General features: G+C 39.7%; 16 protein-coding genes and 2 pseudogenes. 14 read left to right on the forward strand and 4 right to left on the reverse strand.

Going from position 1 to position 17079, the window contains the following annotated elements; translation table 11 throughout:
* Position 1 precedes the first annotated feature (1 nt).
* The 5 genes from FJR77_RS05925 (at position 2) to FJR77_RS05945 (ending at position 6375) form a co-directional block, all read left to right on the forward strand.
* Positions 2–562, forward strand: a complete 561-nt coding sequence (locus tag FJR77_RS05925) for a DUF1697 domain-containing protein (protein ID WP_140833610.1) — start codon at positions 2–4, stop codon at positions 560–562.
* The gene (locus tag FJR77_RS05930; RefSeq protein ID WP_140833608.1) at positions 559–1368 is read left to right on the forward strand and encodes a purine-nucleoside phosphorylase; all 810 of its coding nucleotides are present in this window, start codon (positions 559–561) and stop codon (positions 1366–1368) included. Before FJR77_RS05925 ends, FJR77_RS05930 begins: the two co-directional genes overlap by 4 nt.
* A 234-nt stretch (positions 1369–1602) precedes the next feature.
* Complete coding sequence (locus FJR77_RS10460) at positions 1603–4335, forward strand: galactose-binding domain-containing protein (protein ID WP_140833605.1); 2733 nt, start codon at positions 1603–1605, stop codon at positions 4333–4335.
* Between the two features lie 368 nt (positions 4336–4703).
* Positions 4704–5414 (forward strand): purine-nucleoside phosphorylase, encoded by a 711-nt coding sequence (gene deoD / locus FJR77_RS05940; protein WP_140833602.1) that lies wholly within the window; start codon positions 4704–4706, stop codon positions 5412–5414.
* A gap of 229 nt (positions 5415–5643) precedes the next feature.
* On the forward strand, positions 5644–6375 hold the full coding sequence (locus FJR77_RS05945; RefSeq protein ID WP_140833600.1) for an NAD-dependent protein deacylase: 732 nt from the start codon (positions 5644–5646) through the stop codon (positions 6373–6375).
* A gap of 230 nt (positions 6376–6605) precedes the next feature.
* Here the strand turns inward: FJR77_RS05945 and FJR77_RS05950 are convergent, their stop codons facing one another.
* From FJR77_RS05950 to coaA, 3 genes are all read right to left on the reverse strand, one after another.
* Entirely contained in the window at positions 6606–7118 is a 513-nt protein-coding gene (locus tag FJR77_RS05950) for a DNA topology modulation protein (RefSeq protein WP_140833599.1), read from the reverse strand.
* Between the two features lie 52 nt (positions 7119–7170).
* Entirely contained in the window at positions 7171–7407 is a 237-nt protein-coding gene (gene rpsT, locus FJR77_RS05955; RefSeq protein WP_001274000.1) for a 30S ribosomal protein S20, read from the reverse strand.
* 67 nt (positions 7408–7474) lie between these two features.
* Complete coding sequence (gene coaA / locus FJR77_RS05960) at positions 7475–8395, reverse strand: type I pantothenate kinase (protein ID WP_140833597.1); 921 nt, start codon at positions 8393–8395, stop codon at positions 7475–7477.
* 190 nt (positions 8396–8585) lie between these two features.
* Between coaA and FJR77_RS05965 the strand changes: the two genes are divergently transcribed.
* The 9 genes and pseudogenes from FJR77_RS05965 to FJR77_RS06010 all read left to right on the forward strand — a co-directional run bounded on the left by FJR77_RS05965 (position 8586) and on the right by FJR77_RS06010 (position 16936).
* On the forward strand, positions 8586–8990 hold the full coding sequence (locus FJR77_RS05965; RefSeq protein WP_000698106.1) for a hypothetical protein: 405 nt from the start codon (positions 8586–8588) through the stop codon (positions 8988–8990).
* Positions 8991–9183: 193 nt separating this feature from the next.
* Positions 9184–9774 (forward strand): class I SAM-dependent methyltransferase, encoded by a 591-nt coding sequence (locus FJR77_RS05970; RefSeq protein ID WP_079114816.1) that lies wholly within the window; start codon positions 9184–9186, stop codon positions 9772–9774.
* A pseudogene (locus FJR77_RS05980) lies at positions 9771–11048 on the forward strand (pyrimidine-nucleoside phosphorylase). Before FJR77_RS05970 ends, FJR77_RS05980 begins: the two are co-directional and overlap by 4 nt.
* 19 nt (positions 11049–11067) lie before the next feature.
* Positions 11068–11730: a deoxyribose-phosphate aldolase gene (gene deoC / locus FJR77_RS05985; protein WP_140833596.1), complete on the forward strand. Its 663-nt coding sequence runs from the start codon at positions 11068–11070 to the stop codon at positions 11728–11730.
* Positions 11717–12106 carry a cytidine deaminase gene (locus FJR77_RS05990; RefSeq protein ID WP_000246102.1) on the forward strand — a complete coding sequence of 130 codons (390 nt, stop codon included), beginning with the start codon at positions 11717–11719 and terminating at the stop codon, positions 12104–12106. The genes deoC and FJR77_RS05990 overlap by 14 nt, the downstream gene beginning before the upstream one ends.
* 89 nt (positions 12107–12195) lie before the next feature.
* Positions 12196–13248 (forward strand): BMP family lipoprotein, encoded by a 1053-nt coding sequence (locus FJR77_RS05995; protein WP_001036140.1) that lies wholly within the window; start codon positions 12196–12198, stop codon positions 13246–13248.
* A gap of 142 nt (positions 13249–13390) precedes the next feature.
* Positions 13391–14926 (forward strand): ABC transporter ATP-binding protein, encoded by a 1536-nt coding sequence (locus tag FJR77_RS06000; protein ID WP_125451848.1) that lies wholly within the window; start codon positions 13391–13393, stop codon positions 14924–14926.
* Positions 14919–15977, forward strand: a pseudogene (locus FJR77_RS06005) (ABC transporter permease). Before FJR77_RS06000 ends, FJR77_RS06005 begins: the two are co-directional and overlap by 8 nt.
* A 2-nt stretch (positions 15978–15979) precedes the next feature.
* The gene (locus FJR77_RS06010; RefSeq protein ID WP_140833595.1) at positions 15980–16936 is read left to right on the forward strand and encodes an ABC transporter permease; all 957 of its coding nucleotides are present in this window, start codon (positions 15980–15982) and stop codon (positions 16934–16936) included.
* 55 nt (positions 16937–16991) lie between these two features.
* Here FJR77_RS06010 and FJR77_RS06015 read toward each other — a convergent pair.
* On the reverse strand, positions 16992–17079 hold an 88-nt coding region (locus tag FJR77_RS06015; protein WP_140860079.1), incomplete at its 5' end, for an IS3 family transposase.

The raw sequence follows: 17079 nt of genomic DNA on the forward strand, positions 1-17079 counted from the left end.
GATGAAACGCTATGCTTTACTGGTAAGGGGCATTAATGTCGGTGGGAAAAATAAAGTTGTCATGGCGCAACTTCGTCAAGAATTGACAGAGTTGGGACTGGAAAAAGTTGAAACCTACATCAACAGTGGTAATATCTTCTTTACTTCGACAGATGCCAAAGCCCGATTGGTTGAAAAGTTAGAGGTATTCTTTGCAGTCCATTATCCATTTATTCAGAGCTTTTCTTTACTGAGTCAAGAAGACTATGAAGCAGAAGTAGAGAATCTACCAGTTTGGTGGAACGAAGACTTGGCACGAAAAGACGTTCTCTTTTACACGGAGATCTTGGATGTGGATCAAGTCATCGAGAAAGTAGACAGTTTAAAACTGGAGAATGAAGTTCTTCATTTTGGAAAACTTGGTATTTTCTGGGGGAAATACTCCGAAGAATCATACTACGAAACAGCCTATCACAAATACTTACTCAAGATGCCTTTCTACCGCCAAATCACCATTCGTAATGCTAAAACCTTTGACAAAATCGGTCAAATGCTAAAAAATAATAAAGGAGACACACAATGACATTTTTAGATAAAATCAATGAAACAGCTGCCTTCCTGAAAGACAAGGGAATCCAAGCACCTGAGTTTGGTCTAATCCTTGGATCAGGTCTGGGAGAACTGGCAGAAGAAATCGAAAATTCTGTTGTAGTAGACTATGCAGATATTCCAAACTGGGGCCGTTCGACAGTAGTCGGTCACGCTGGTAAATTAGTATATGGGGAACTTGCAGGTCGCAAGGTTTTAGCTCTTCAAGGACGTTTCCATTTCTACGAAGGAAATCCTCTGGAAGTCGTGACTTTCCCAGTACGTGTCATGAAAATTCTTGGATGTGAAGGTGTTATTGTAACCAATGCTGCTGGTGGTATTGGATATGGGCCTGGTACTTTGATGGCTATCTCAGACCATATCAACATGACAGGTCAAAACCCATTGATGGGTGAAAACTTGGATGACTTTGGTCCTCGTTTCCCAGATATGTCTAAGGCCTACACACCAGAATATCGTGCTACTGCCCATGAAGTTGCTAAAAAAACTGGTATCAAGCTTGATGAAGGTGTCTATATCGGTGTTACTGGTCCAACTTATGAAACACCAGCAGAGATTCGTGCCTATAAGACACTTGGAGCAGATGCAGTCGGTATGTCTACGGTTCCTGAAGTTATTGTGGCAGCCCACTCAGGTTTGAAAGTTCTTGGTATTTCATGTATCACTAATTTTGCGGCTGGTTTCCAAGAAGAACTCAACCACGAAGAAGTTGTAGAAGTGACTGAACGTGTTAAAGGTGATTTCAAAGGCTTGCTTAAAGCGATTCTTGCTGAACTATGAGAAAGAAAAATAAGTAGGAAAGCATTTCTGTAAGCTGGAAGATGAATGAAACAATTAACTTCCATATAGAATATGATATGAAAAATGAATGAGGTTCCTATACTTTTACAAACCTCATCAAATCCTTGTTAACCAAGTATAAAAATGAAACTGTGACGCTAAAGAAGATTAGCTGATTGGAGAGTATTATTGGTAAAGAGGGTGAAAAAAATAAAAGAAAGATATTATGAATAAATGAGAATTGATCAACGAATTATGCGTTTTGGCATAAAAAAATTAAGTATCGGAGTTGTATCTGTTGCAGTTGGTTTTGCTTTTTTAGCACCGACAGGAATTTCTGCCAATGAAGGAAGTCCAGTTGTGAAAAACGAAACTCCTCTAGTAGTAAATGCAACGGATAGTTCGACAAAACTAGAAAATACTGATAAAAAACAGGAAATATCTATTACAGAGGAGAAAGATACAGCTACTCAATCAACTATAGAAACAAGAGAAGTTGTTAAAACTCAGAAAGAAAAAGCAGGAGAAGAATTATATCAAAAAGAATCTGCTGTACCTCATGAGGAATTGAAGAAAGAGGAAATTCTAAAGGATGAGCCGAAAAATTCTCGTCCAGTAACAGAGGCAGACTTTGTCAAAATTTCTAAAGGAGAACTCCATGTAGAGAAGGATCTTGTCGATAATTCTTTATACGGTGGAAAATTTTTAGATCCTGATGGAGATGATGATCATGATGGAATAAAAAATAAGGATGAATTGTATATTTACAATAAAGATGGGAAAGACTACTTAGGATACCATAGCCATCCTTTACTAGCAGATAGTGATGGAGATGGACTAGAAGACGGGGAAGATGATAAGAAGAAACAATGGTATGTCACAGATCGTGATTCCCTCCTTTTTATGGAGTTGGCTTATCGTAATGATGATTACATTGACAAAATTCTAGATCATAAAAATCCTTTTCCAAGTCTTTATCTTGATCGTCAAGAATATAAAATGATGCATAATGAACTGGCACCATTTTGGAAGATGAAAAAGGCTTATCATACAGCAAGTGGCTTGGATGCTTTCTTATTTGAGACCAAGAGCGATCTCCCTTATCTCAAAGATGGAACGGTGCATATGTTGGCTATACGTGGAACAAGACTGAATGATGCGAAAGATTTAAGTACAGATTTTGTTTTGTTTGGAGGAAATAAACCTGCACAAGCGGATGATATCCGTAATGTTGTAAAAGAACTGGCGCAGGATTCCAGCATTACAAATCTGTATATGACAGGTCATTCACTAGGAGGCTACTTAGCTCAAATAGCAGCAGTTGAAGCTTATCAGAAATATCCTACTTTTTATAATAATGTTTTGAAAAAAGTTACGACATTTAGCGCTCCTAAAGTAATTACTTCTCGAACTATTTGGAATGCTAAAAATGGCTTCTGGGATGTAGGTTTAGAAAGTCGTAAGTTAGCTCTATCTGGTAAAATAAAACATTATGTGGTTGATAATGATAATGTTGTGACATCATTGATTCGTAATGATAATGATATTGTAACTTTTACAGGTAACTCTAGTTTCAAACACCGTTCGCGTGGTTATTTTGAAAGTAGAATGAATGCTATCCCGAATTTTAATATTGGAAAACGTGATACGCTTGATAAACAGGGATATCGTGATCAAAAATTAGACAAAGTTTATTTCTTTAAGAAACAACAAGTCCCTCTGTCGTCTAGTCAACCAAGCGCTGAACCTCTTGAAAATATAGCTCTAGGGAAACGAGTAACTCAAAGTTCGACAGCTTTTGGAGGAGATGCTAGAAGAGCAGTTGATGGGAAATTAGATGGAAATTACGGACATAATTCTGTCACTCATACAGATTTTCAATCAAAACCTTGGTGGCAAGTCGATTTAGATAAGGAAGAAACGATTCGCCAGATTAATATTTACAATCGAACAGATGCTGCTCAAGATAGACTGACTAATTTTAATGTGATTCTTTTGGATAGTTCTGGAAAAGAAATTGAAAGAAAGCACATTGCATACTTGCGAGATAGTTCCGCTCAGATTTCAATTGATTATAAGAAAGCTCGTTTTGTACGCATCGAGTTAGATGGATATAACGCTCTCAGTCTTGCAGAAGTCCAAGTATATCGTTCTGAGAATATCGCTTGGAAAAAACAAGCTCAGCAAAGTTCTACTGATTTTGGAGGAGATGCTAGTCGTGCCTTGGATGGCAATACCAATAGTAGTTATAGCCAGCAATCAATTACTCATACAAAATTTGAAAACCAGCCTTGGTGGGAAGTTGATTTAGGTCGTACAGAACAGGTAGGACTTGTTCGCCTTCATAACCGTGGGGATGGAGCACTTTCTAAACGTCTGTCAGACTTTGATGTGATTTTATATGATGAAAAAGGGACAGAAGTTGCTAGACAATATGTTTCTCGCTTAGAAGGAAGCAGTTTAGATCTCCAGTTGAATGGTAAACTAGGCCGCCGTGTTCGCATTCAATTGCGTCAAAAAAATCAAGCTCTCAGCCTTGCAGAAGTAGAAGTTTTTCGATTTGTAGCTAAAAATAATGTAACTACTCAAGCTTCTAAGCCTGTACAACTCTTAAACTACACTCCTGTAAAAGATAAGACCCTAACTATTCAACATAGTGGTGCTTATATTGCACGTTATTCAATATCGTGGGAAGAAGTTACAGTAGATAAAAATGGTCAATCAGTTGTCCGAAGTCGTTCTTGGGAAGGGAATGGGCGTAATCAGACCGCAGGCTTTATCCTCAATCTCCCAATTAAGTCTAATATGCGCAATCTTCGAATTAAGATCGAAAAGAGAACAGGTCTTATTTGGAATAGATGGCAAACAATCTATGACAACAGACCTCTTCTCGCCCAACCACATCGAAAAATTACTCACTGGGGAACAACATTGAATTCTAAGGTGAGTGATGATGATGTTTTGTAATCTGATGGTACAATGACAGTTAGTTTGTCTAGTTTATAAGAAAGCACTAGCTGATCTTGAACAGAACTCAGCTAGTTCTCTGAGAGAGAACAAAATTAAACAGAAAGGTAGAGCGCGTGTTCTAATTTGAACACGAGCGGAAAACTTTTCTAAAAACTCAGAAGAGAAGGGGAGTTCGGGTTTTAATTGAAGCCGATCTAATCTTCTCAATATCATCAAAATTAAGAAAGAAAGGATGGGTTAACTGTATTCATTGAACTGAATACGGGCGGAGAACTGTGTAAAAAAGATAAACTGTCTAGCATCTGAGATGCTTCGTCAGTTTCCTATTTTTACTTTGTTCTCTGTCGCCCTTTATATCTTAAACTATGTCTATCCATATTGCTGCTAAGCAGGGTGAAATTGCTGATAAAATTCTTCTTCCTGGGGATCCTCTTCGTGCGAAATTTATCGCGGAGAATTTTCTTGAAGATGCTGTTTGTTTTAACGAAGTGCGTAACATGTTTGGCTACACTGGTACTTACAAGGGTCACCGTGTATCTGTCATGGGAACTGGGATGGGAATGCCATCTATTTCGATTTATGCGCGTGAGTTGATTGTTGACTACGGTGTGAAAAAATTGATCCGTGTTGGAACTGCGGGTTCTTTGAATGAAGATGTCCACGTTCGTGAATTGGTTTTGGCGCAGGCAGCTGCAACTAACTCAAACATCGTCCGTAATGACTGGCCACAGTACGATTTTCCACAAATCGCTAGCTTTGATTTGCTAGATAAGGCCTACCATATCGCCAGAGAACTCGGTATGACAACCCATGTTGGTAACGTTTTGTCTTCGGATGTCTTTTATTCAAACTACTTTGAAAAGAACATCGAGCTTGGTAAATGGGGAGTAAAAGCGGTGGAAATGGAAGCAGCGGCTCTTTACTATCTTGCTGCTCAACACCATGTTGATGCTTTAGCTATTATGACTATTTCAGATAGTTTGGTTAATCCAGATGAAGATACAACTGCAGAAGAACGTCAAAACACCTTCACTGATATGATGAAGGTTGGTTTGGAAACATTGATTGCAGACTAAAGGTAGGCTATATTCAGAATGATTTCTCTTGTTCTCAAAATGATAACTATTAACAATGAATCAATCCTGAAATAGGTAAGAATAAGGAAATTGAAGGAAGCCTAATTGTGTCAAAGGACCTAGACTAGTCAGTTTAATATCTAAATCATAATCAAATAAAGTTGGAAGCCAAGTTGACAAGAAGTCAAGACTTTCAACTTTTTAACTTGAAAATTCCTAGGAGTACAAAATGGATAAGATTGAACAATTACAAGGTATTATTGATCAAAGTCAGAGCATTGTCTTTTTCGGTGGTGCAGGGGTTTCTACAGAGTCTAATATTCCAGATTTTCGTAGTTCAGATGGTATATATAGTCTGAAACTAGGTCGCCATTTTACTGCCGAGCAACTGGTTTCACGCACTATGTTTGAGCGCTATCCAGAGGATTTTTTTGATTTCTACAAAAAGTATCTGGTCTATCCTGATGCTAAGCCGAATTTAGCACATGATTATCTAGCGTCTTTGGAAAAAACAGGTAAATTAAAGGCGATTGTGACGCAAAATATCGATAGCCTCCATGAAATGGCAGGATCTCAGAAAGTTTTGAAACTGCATGGTAGTGCAGATCGTAATTATTGTTTGGGCTGTCATCGCTTTTATGATTTGACTGCCTTTTTGGAACTTGAAGGTCCAGTTCCCCACTGCTTAGATTGTGGCAAGGTGGTCAAACCTGACGTAACCCTTTATGAGGAAGCGCTAGATATGGATGTATTTAGTCGCGCAGCTCGAGCCATTCAGCAAGCAGATTTGTTGATTATTGGTGGTACTTCCTTAGTTGTTTACCCTGCAGCTAGCCTAATCAATTATTTTTCAGGGTCAAATCTTGTCGTTATCAACAAGTCCAGCACTCCTCAAGATAGCCAAGCTGATTTAGTTATCGAAGGTAAGATTGGAGAAGTTTTTTCTAAATTGAGACAATAAAAAACTGAAAGAAGTAGGACTATACTTCCTTCAGTTTTTTTGTATCACGAACTCAGAAACTATGAACAAGATTCTCTTCATTTCTAGGGGAATTTTATTGTTGATTTATAAATTGCTCGAGTTATTTTTAATTGTTGAATAAAAGGAAAAAAGGAAGACTTTCTGGATGAAAAACTTTCTTTTTTAGTCAATCAGTACATGCTGATTTTAATGAAACGCTACTATATTGTTTACTTTTTTAAAGATCGCAAAAAACAATCAATCTCTGCTTGAGAATGGAGAATATGCATCTTTTCTGGGTAAATATTGTGTAAGTATTGGTATCTATCCTTAGCATTTTTTGTTCGACCATCCCAGAGAATCCAACGAATAAATTCCCAGTTGAATTGCTCGGGACATCCCTTAGCCATACTTTCTCTCACTTTTCCTCTGTATTTTAAATAGCGCTTAAAGGCTCTTAGCAAACAATTCCAAGCAGAGAAGTTTAAAAAGATGATTTGGTCAGCTTCGTCCATTCTTTCCTCATAACAACACCAAGAGTAATTACCATCAATGACCCAAGCTTCATGCTTGGTGAGAAAACTTTTCATCTCGGTCAACATCCATTCGCGGTCACTGTCTTGCCAACCAGGTTGAAATTGGAGTGTGTCCATATGAAGTTTTGGGATGGAGTAGTGGAGAGATAACTTTTCAGCTAGCGTTGACTTACCAGCACCAGAATATCCGATAATTGCGATTTTCATTTTCTACCCTTTCCTATTTGGAGACAAAAAAACAGCCTCTATGGACTGTTTCTTATTTAGCAAGTTTAGCTGAAAGACGAGCTTTATCGCGGCTTGCTTTGTTTTTGTGAATCAAACCTTTAGTTTCTGCTTTATCGATAGCTGAGCTAGCAGCACGGAAAAGTTCTTCAGATGGGTTTGCTTCGAAAGCTTTGATAGCAGTACGCATAGCTGATTTTTGAGCTGAGTTCTTTTCGTTTTGTTTAACGTTCAATTCAGCGCGTTTGATAGCTGATTTAATGTTTGCCAATGTTCTTACCTCCATATTTACTAACTATACCATTATATCTGAAAACTTACGTTTTGACAAGGGAAAATTACTTTTTTAAGTAAATTTCATCGATTTCATGGTTCTTTGTTTTATGCAGAATCACTTCTGCACGATTTCTGGTTGGTTCAATATAATTTTGTAGATTTGTGAGATTGATACTAGTCCAGACTTGATGGGCAAAGGATTCCACTTCCCCAATTGGCATTTGAGTAAAACGATAATAGTAGCTATCAGGGTCGCTTTGGGCTAGGCTCAGCATTTTTAAGAAACGGTCCAGATACCAACTCTCGATGTCATCGACTGAAGCATCAACATAGATGGAAAAGTCAAAGAAGTCAGTAATGTAGAGACGCTCGTTTTGTGGATTTTGAAAGACATTTATTCCCTCAACAATCACAAAATCAGCAGCTTTGACGCTTTGCTTTTCCTCAGGTACGATGTCGTAGACTTCATGAGAATAGACAGGAATATCTACATCTTGTCCATTTTTGATGTGATCCAGGAAGTTGAGAAGAGCTTCCATATCATAGCTTTCAGGAAATCCCTTGCGATTTAAGATCCCTTGTTCAATCAAGGTCTGGTTGGGATAGAGAAAGCCATCAGTTGTTACCAACTCAACCCTAGCATCTGTAAGTGTACGGGACAGTAGGATTTGAAGTAGGCGACTGGTTGTGGATTTTCCAACGGCAACACTTCCAGAAACCCCAATGATAAAAGGCTGGGATTTGCTTTCACGTTGAAGGAAAATTCCTTTGGAAAAGGCCAAATCATCCTTGGTACGCTTGTAAATATGGATGAGATGGGCTAGGGGAAGATAGACATCGGTAACATCCTGTAAACTAATCTGGTCATTAAAACTCTTGATGGACTCTAATTCCTCTTCTGTCAAAGGAGGTGTTGTCTTTCGATGTAAAGATTGCCAAGTCTGGCGGCTGATTTTTTCAAAATGTAAAAATTCGTTGGTCATTTGTTTTCCCCTAGATATTTTGTTTATCATACCATAAAAAGCTAAAAAAATAAAGCGGTTTCTTGATGATAGTAAGCCAATATCGTATAATAGAGGTTGACCAATTTATTGATGAAGTAGGAGATAGTTTCTACTGATTTGTAAGCTAATAAAGGGGGCTTTTTAGTTCACCACTTATAGGAGGTGTACTATGAAAATCTTAAAACGTTACACATTGGAACTTTGTTTTATTTTAAGTTTTGCACTACCTTTTATAAAAGGGGCGAATGCAGATAATGGTAGACGCTTTGTGGAAATCTATTACGGTTTTACTTTTTTGATGGAACATGCTATTGTAACAGCTATCTTTATCTGTTCGCTCTTGATTGCTTTCTTACTAAAAAAACGGTGGACGAAATGGCTTGCTGCTGGTAGTTATCTATTTTTGATTTTGTGGATTGCTACAGAGGGTTATTTCTTCAGCATGTCACTGGAAGATTTGATACGACTTTGGACCAGTTTGGAAATCCTGACACAAACTTATCAGTTGGGCTTTTATCTAAACATCTTGTTGGGAATTTTGTTGATAATAAAGTATTTTAAGGTTAAGCAATAGAAATAATATAGGTGATAAACTTTTTGTTTTTATCTGGACTGTGATATTTATAGTTCTAAATGGTTTATTATTTATAAGTGTTGAAAGAGATTGAAGAAAATGTCTTCGTGACTAGCTTTCTTCAGTCTTTTTCGTTTTATTATCAATTTGTAAACGATTTACAATTTAAGTCAAATTATGGTAAAATAGTTTCATGAGTAAAATGTATTATGCAGAAAATCCTGATGCTGCTCACGACATTCATGAGTTGAGAGTGGACTTGTTGGGAGAAAAAATGACCTTTTTGACGGATGCGGGTGTTTTTAGCAAGAAAATGATTGACTTTGGAAGTCAACTCTTGCTCAAGTGTCTTGAGGTCAACCAAGGAGAAACTGTCCTGGATGTAGGCTGTGGTTACGGACCTTTGGGCTTGTCTTTAGCTAAGGCTTATGGTGTTCAGGCGACCATGGTCGATATTAATAATCGTGCCTTGGATTTGGCGCGGCAAAATGCTGAACGAAATAAAGTAGAAGCGACGGTTTTTCAGTCCAACATCTATGAACAAGTTGAAGGACATTTTGACCATGTCATTTCCAATCCCCCTATCCGTGCGGGCAAGCAAGTAGTTCATGAAATCATTGAGAAAAGTAAAGATTTCTTGGAAACTGGTGGAGATTTGACAATCGTTATCCAGAAAAAACAAGGGGCTCCAAGTGCTAAGTCCAAGATGGAAGATGTGTTTGGCAATTGTGAAATCGTCAAAAAAGATAAGGGATACTATATCCTTAGAAGTGTGAAAGAATGAGAGCAGTTGATTTAATCCAAAAGAAACGAGATGGTCAAGAACTGACTTCTAGTGAAATTGAATGGCTGGTATAAGGCTATGTGTCAGGAACTGTTCCTGACTATCAGATGTCTGCCTTTGCTATGGCTGTTTATTTTAAAGGAATGACGACTCGAGAAATATCTGATTTGACCATGAAAATGGTTCAGACAGGTCAAGAGTTTGATTTATCAGCTATTGAAGGGGTTAAGGTTGACAAGCATTCTACTGGGGGTGTTGGTGATAAGGTAACCTTGATTTTGGCTCCTCTTGTTGCTAGCTTTGGTGTGCCTGTGGCAAAAATGAGTGGTCGTGGTCTCGGCCATACTGGTGGAACAATTGATAAATTGGAGTCCATTAAGGGATATCAAGTAGAACGTAGTCAAGAGGATTTCATTAATCAAGTGCAGGATATTGGAGTATCTGTCATTGGGCAATCAGACCAGCTTGTCAAAGCTGACAAACTTCTCTATGCTCTTCGTGATGTGACCGCAACTGTCGACACGATTCCTTTGATTTCGAGTTCGGTGATGAGCAAGAAAATTGCGGCAGGGGCGGATGCTATTTTGCTTGACGTAACTGTCGGAGAGGGTGCTTTCATGAAGACGGTTGATGAGGCACGCGAATTGGCTCAAACCATGGTGGATCTTGGTAAGGCTGTTGGTCGAAAAACAGTCGCAGTGATTACGGATATGAGCCAGCCTTTAGGGCGTGCTATTGGAAATCGTCTGGAAATCCTTGAAGCATTGGAGATTTTACAAGGGCAAGGCCGTCAGGATATTACCCATTTTATATGCGAATTGGCTCAAATTATGCTTGGCCTGGCAAATGTAAACAAGACAGTTGAAGAAGTTCGCCAACATCTTGAAAATGGTCACGCGCTGGCTAAGTTTGAGGAGATGGTCCAAGCCCAAGGTGGAGACTTGGAAGATCTCTATCGGCCTGTCAATGTAGCCCATGTGGTGGAAATCCCTGCTCAGGAAACGGGTGTCATTTCAGCTCTTCCAGCTATGGAATTTGGGCTTTATGCTATGAGACTGGGGGCAGGCCGTGCAGTCAAGTCTGATGCCTTGGACTATGAAACAGGAATTGTTTTTGAAAAGAAGGTTGGAGATTCCGTTCAAAAGGGAGAAATTGTTGCAAAAGTATACACAAATGGAAAAATTTCTCCTCAGCTAGTTACAGATTTTCAAAAATATGTTAAAATAAATGATAGGGTGCAAAGTTTACGAGAAATTATAGAAATTATCTCATAAACTGCAGGAGAATCCGAATATGAAATTAAATAAATATATCGATCATACGCTTTTGAAGCAAGATGCGACAGAAAAACAAATTAATTGTTTGTTGTCTGAGGCTAGAGAGTATGATTTTGCTAGTGTTTGCGTTAATCCGACCTGGGTTGAATATGTTAAAAAAGGGCTTGAAGGTACAGATATCAGGGTCTGCACAGTAGTTGGTTTCCCTCTGGGAGCAACAACTTCAGCTGTGAAAGCATTTGAAACCCAAGAAGCTATTAAACATGGTGCAGACGAGATTGATATGGTGATCAATGTTGGAGCTCTCAAATCAGGCAAATTAGCCTTGGTTGAGTCGGACATTCGCTCAGTCGTGGAAGCAAGTGGTGACAAGTTAGTGAAAGTCATTATTGAAGCTTGCCTTCTGACTGACCAAGAAAAAGTTGTGGCTTGCCGATTAGCTCAAAAAGCGGGAGCTGATTTTGTTAAAACATCTACTGGTTTTTCAACTGGTGGGGCTACGGTAGCAGATGTTAGATTAATGCGCGAAACAGTTGGATCTGATATGGGTGTAAAGGCTGCTGGTGGAGCTCGTTCTTATGCAGATGCTCTTGCCTTTGTGGAAGCAGGTGCGACCCGTATCGGTACGTCAGCTGGGGTAGCAATTCTAAAAGGAGAATTGGCAGATGGCGACTACTGAGTTGATTGAACTAGCAATTGAAACCAGCAAGAAAGCCTATGTGCCCTATTCTCACTTTCCTGTCAGTGCTGTTCTAGTGGCAAAGGATGGAAAAATTTATACAGGTGTCAATATCGAGAATGCTAGCTATTCTTTGACAAACTGCGGTGAGAGAACAGCCATTTTTAAGGCTATATCCGAAGGCCAAAGAGAGTTTTCAGAATTGATTGTCTATGGACAAACTGAAAAACCAATTTCACCATGTGGTGCTTGTCGCCAAGTGATGGCTGAATTTTTTGAACAAGATCTAAAAGTGACCTTAGTCGCAAAAGATAAATCGACGGTCGAGATGACGGTCGGGGAATTACTTCCATACTCTTTTACAGACTTAAATTAGTCTGAGTCGCTCTCTGAGTGGCACGGTCCTTGTGGCCAACCAATCCATACTTGCAACATCGTTGCACATCTTATTTAGGAGGTTCAGTAATGAACAAGAAACAATGGCTAGGCCTTGGTCTAGTTGCAGTGGCAGCAGTTGGACTTGCTGCATGTGGTAACCGCTCTTCTCGTAACGCAGCTTCATCTTCTGATGTGAAGACAAAGGCAGCAATCGTAACTGATACTGGTGGTGTTGATGACAAATCATTCAACCAATCAGCTTGGGAAGGTTTGCAAGACTGGGGTAAAGAACACAATCTTTCAAAAGATAAAGGTTTTACTTACTTCCAATCAACAAGTGAAGCTGATTACGCTAACAATTTGCAACAAGCTGCTGGAAGTTACAACCTAATCTTCGGTGTTGGTTTTGCCCTTAATAATGCAGTTAAAGATGCAGCAAAAGAGCACACTGATATCAACTATGTCTTGATTGATGATGTGATTAAAGACCAAAAAAATGTTGCTAGCGTAACTTTCGCTGATAATGAGTCAGGTTATCTTGCAGGTGTAGCTGCAGCAAAAACAACTAAAACAAAACAAGTTGGTTTTGTAGGTGGTATGGAGTCAGAAGTTATCTCTCGTTTTGAAGCAGGATTCAAGGCAGGTGTTGCGTCAGTAGACCCATCTATCAAAGTACAAGTTGACTACGCTGGTTCATTTGGTGATGCTGCGAAAGGTAAAACAATTGCAGCCGCACAATACGCAGCTGGTGCAGATATTGTTTACCAAGTAGCTGGTGGTACAGGTGCAGGTGTCTTTGCAGAAGCAAAATCACTCAACGAGAGCCGTCCTGAAAATGAAAAAGTTTGGGTTATCGGTGTTGACCGTGACCAAGAAGCAGAAGGTAAATACACTTCTAAAGATGGCAAAGAATCAAACTTTGTTCTTGCATCTACTTTGAAACAAGTTGGTACAACTGTAAAAGATATTTCTAACAAGGCAGAAAAAGGTGAATTCCCTGGCGGTCAAGTGATCGTTTACTCATTGAAAGATAAAGGGGTTGACTTGGCAGTAACAAACCTTTCAGAAGAAGGTAAAAAAGCTGTTGAGGATGCAAAAGCCAAAATCCTTGATGGAAGCGTAAAAGTTCCTGAAAAATAATGGATGGAAGTCATTTCTTAGGAAGCGGCCCTCGGCCGCTTTTTAAGAGTTGGGACAAAGTCATTTTGTCTCAGTAAAGCTTGCTACTAGACAAACTAGCAAGTTTTATTGAAATAAAATAAGACTCTGAAAGGAAGAGCACATGGCACACGAAAATGTCATTGAGATGCGTGATATTACCAAGGTGTTTGGTGAATTTGTTGCCAACGACAAAATCAACCTGCACCTACGAAAAGGTGAAATTCATGCACTTTTAGGAGAAAATGGGGCTGGAAAGTCCACACTCATGAACATGTTAGCAGGGCTTCTTGAACCAACCAGTGGTGAAATTGTGGTTAACGGTCAAGTTGTCAATCTCGATTCACCATCTAAAGCAGCTAGCTTGGGAATCGGAATGGTTCACCAGCACTTTATGTTGGTAGAAGCCTTCACAGTGGCTGAAAACATTATTTTAGGTAGTGAATTAACTAAAAATGGTGTATTAGATATCGCTGGAGCTATCAAAGAAATCAAGGCTCTTTCTGAACGTTATGGCTTAGCTGTTGATCCTTCTGCTAAAGTGGTAGACATCTCAGTTGGAGCCCAACAACGTGTAGAAATTTTAAAAACCCTTTATCGGGGGGCTGATATCCTTATCTTTGATGAACCAACGGCTGTCTTGACTCCATCAGAAATTGATGAGTTGATGGCTATTATGAAAAATCTTGTCAAAGAAGGAAAATCAATTATCTTGATTACCCACAAGTTGGACGAGATTCGAGCAGTTTCTGACCGCGTTACAGTTATCCGTCGTGGGAAATCAATTGAAACCGTCGAAATTGCAGGGGCTACCAATGCTGATTTAGCAGAAATGATGGTAGGTCGTTCTGTTTCCTTTAAAACAGAGAAGCAAGCCTCTCAACCAAAAGAAGTGGTCTTGTCTATTAAAGACTTGGTGGTCCATGAAAACCGCGGTGTCCCAGCTGTGAAAAATCTATCCTTGGATGTTCGTGCTGGAGAGATTGTTGGTATTGCAGGGATTGATGGAAATGGTCAGTCTGAACTGATTCAAGCCATCACAGGTCTTCGCAAGGTTGAATCTGGTAGCATTGAGCTAAAAGGAAATTCAATTGTAGGCTTGCACCCACGTCAGATTACAGAGTTGAGTGTGGGGCACGTTCCAGAAGACCGTCACCGTGATGGCTTGATTTTGGAAATGATGATTTCTGAAAATATTGTCCTTCAAACCTACTACAAAGAACCACATAGTAAAAATGGAATTTTGAACTATTCAAATATTACTTCTTATGCTAAAAAGCTAATGGAAGAGTTTGATGTTCGTGCTGCCAGTGAATTTGTTCCTGCAGCTGCACTCTCAGGAGGGAATCAACAAAAAGCAATTATTGCTCGTGAAATTGATCGAGATCCGGATCTCCTTATCGTCAGCCAGCCAACTCGTGGGTTGGATGTCGGTGCCATTGAATATATCCACAAACGCTTGATTGAAGAGCGTGATAATGGGAAGGCTGTCCTTGTTGTCAGCTTTGAATTGGATGAGATTTTAAACGTCTCAGACCGTATTGCCGTTATCCACGATGGTAAGATTCAAGGTATTGTATCACCAGAAACAACCAATAAGCAAGAACTTGGTGTCTTGATGGCTGGTGGAAACTTGGGAAAGGAGAAGAGTGATGTCTAAAAAATTACAACAAATTTCGGTTCCCTTGATTTCTGTCTTCCTAGGAATTTTACTTGGAGCCATTGTTATGTGGATCTTCGGTTATGATGCCATCTGGGGTTATGAAGAATTGTTCTATACAGCCTTTGGTAGCCTGCGTGGGATTGGGGAAATCTTCCGTGCCATGGGGCCTTTGGTCTTGATTGGTCTTGGTTTTGCTGTTGCCAGCCGAGCAGGTTTCTTTAACGTTGGACTTCCTGGTCAGGCTTTGGCAGGTTGGATTCTCAGTGGTTGGTTTGCCTTGTCGCATCCAGATATGCCACGTCCCTTGATGATTCTAGCGACTATCGTGATTGCCTTGATTGCTGGTGGGATTGTCGGAGCGATTCCAGGTATTCTTAGGGCCTATCTAGGGACGTCAGAGGTTATTGTAACCATCATGATGAACTACATTGTCTTGTATGTAGGGAATGCCTTTATCCATGCCTTTCCTAAAGATTTCATGCAAAGTACAGATTCAACCATTCGTGTTGGGGCTAATGCAACCTATCAGACACCTTGGTTGTCTGAGTTGACTGGTAACTCGCGGATGAATATTGGTATTTTCTTTGCCATCATTGCAGTTGCAGTTATTTGGTTCATGCTCAAGAAAACAACTCTTGGTTTTGAAATCCGTGCGGTTGGTCTTAATCCACATGCTTCAGAATATGCTGGTATTTCTGCCAAGCGGACTATCATCCTATGAATGATTATTTCAGGTGCCTTGGCAGGTCTTGGTGGAGCTGTTGAAGGGCTTGGAACCTTCCAGAACGTCTATGTTCAAGGATCGTCATTAGCTGTCGGGTTTAACGGGATGGCGGTTAGTCTGCTTGCGGCCAACTCACCAATTGGTATTCTCTTTGCAGCCTTCCTATTTGGTGTTCTCCAAGTTGGAGCTCCTGGTATGAATGCGGCGCAGGTACCGTCTGAGCTTGTCAGCATTGTAACAGCGTCTATTATCTTCTTTGTCAGTGTTCATTACCTTATCGAACGCTTTGTCAAACCGAAAAAACAAGTTAAAGGAGGTAAGTAAAGATGTCTATTACAACCTTGCTCACCCTCTTGGTGTCTTCTATGCTGATTTACTCAGCACCCCTCATCTTTACAAGTATCGGTGGTGTTTTCTCTGAACGTGGTGGTGTGGTAAACGTCGGCCTGGAAGGAATTATGGTTATGGGTGCCTTTTCTGGAGTTGTCTTTAACCTTGAATTTGCAGAACAATTTGGAGCAGCAACTCCATGGCTATCTTTGATAGTTGCAGGATTGGTTGGTGCTGTCTTCTCTATCATCCACGCAGCAGCGACGGTTCATTTCCGTGCAGACCATGTTGTCAGCGGTACGGTATTGAACTTGATGGCGCCAGCCTTGGCTGTTTTCTTGGTTAAAGTTCTTTATAACAAAGGACAAACCGACAACCTAAGTCAGACTTTTGGACGCTTTGATTTCCCAGTCTTGGCCAATATCCCAGTTATCGGTGATATCTTCTTCAAGTCAACTAGTCTACTTGGTTATCTGGCGATTGCCTTCTCCTTCCTTGCTTGGTTTATTCTCTTTAAGACTCGATTTGGTCTTCGTCTCCGCTCTGTAGGTGAGCACCCACAAGCAGCTGATACTTTGGGAATCAATGTCTATAAGATGAGATATTTAGGGGTTATCATTTCAGGTTTCCTAGGTGGAATTGGAGGAGCGATTTATGCTCAATCAATCTCAGTTAACTTCTCAGTGACAACTATTGTTGGACCTGGATTTATCGCTCTTGCTGCGATGATTTTCGGAAAATGGAATCCAATCGGAGCCATGCTTTCTAGTCTTTTCTTTGGACTTTCACAAAGTTTGGCTGTTATCGGTTCTCAATTGCCGTTCCTACAAGGAGTGCCTGCGGTTTACCTTCAAATCGCACCTTATGTTTTGACCATTCTTGTCTTTGCAGCCTTCTTTGGAAAAGCAGTTGCACCAAAAGCAGATGGTATTAACTATATCAAATCAAAATAAGCATACAAAAAACGTCAGTACAGAATGTACTGATCCCAAAAAGTTGGACAAATAATTATTGAAAGGATTTAGTTCTGTATTGGACAGGACTAAGTCCTTTTAGTTTTACCTTAATTCGTTTGTTGTTGTAGTAATCGATATAG

This window comes from Streptococcus shenyangsis, assembly GCF_006385785.1.
Classification (GTDB): Bacteria; Bacillota; Bacilli; order Lactobacillales; family Streptococcaceae; genus Streptococcus; species Streptococcus shenyangsis.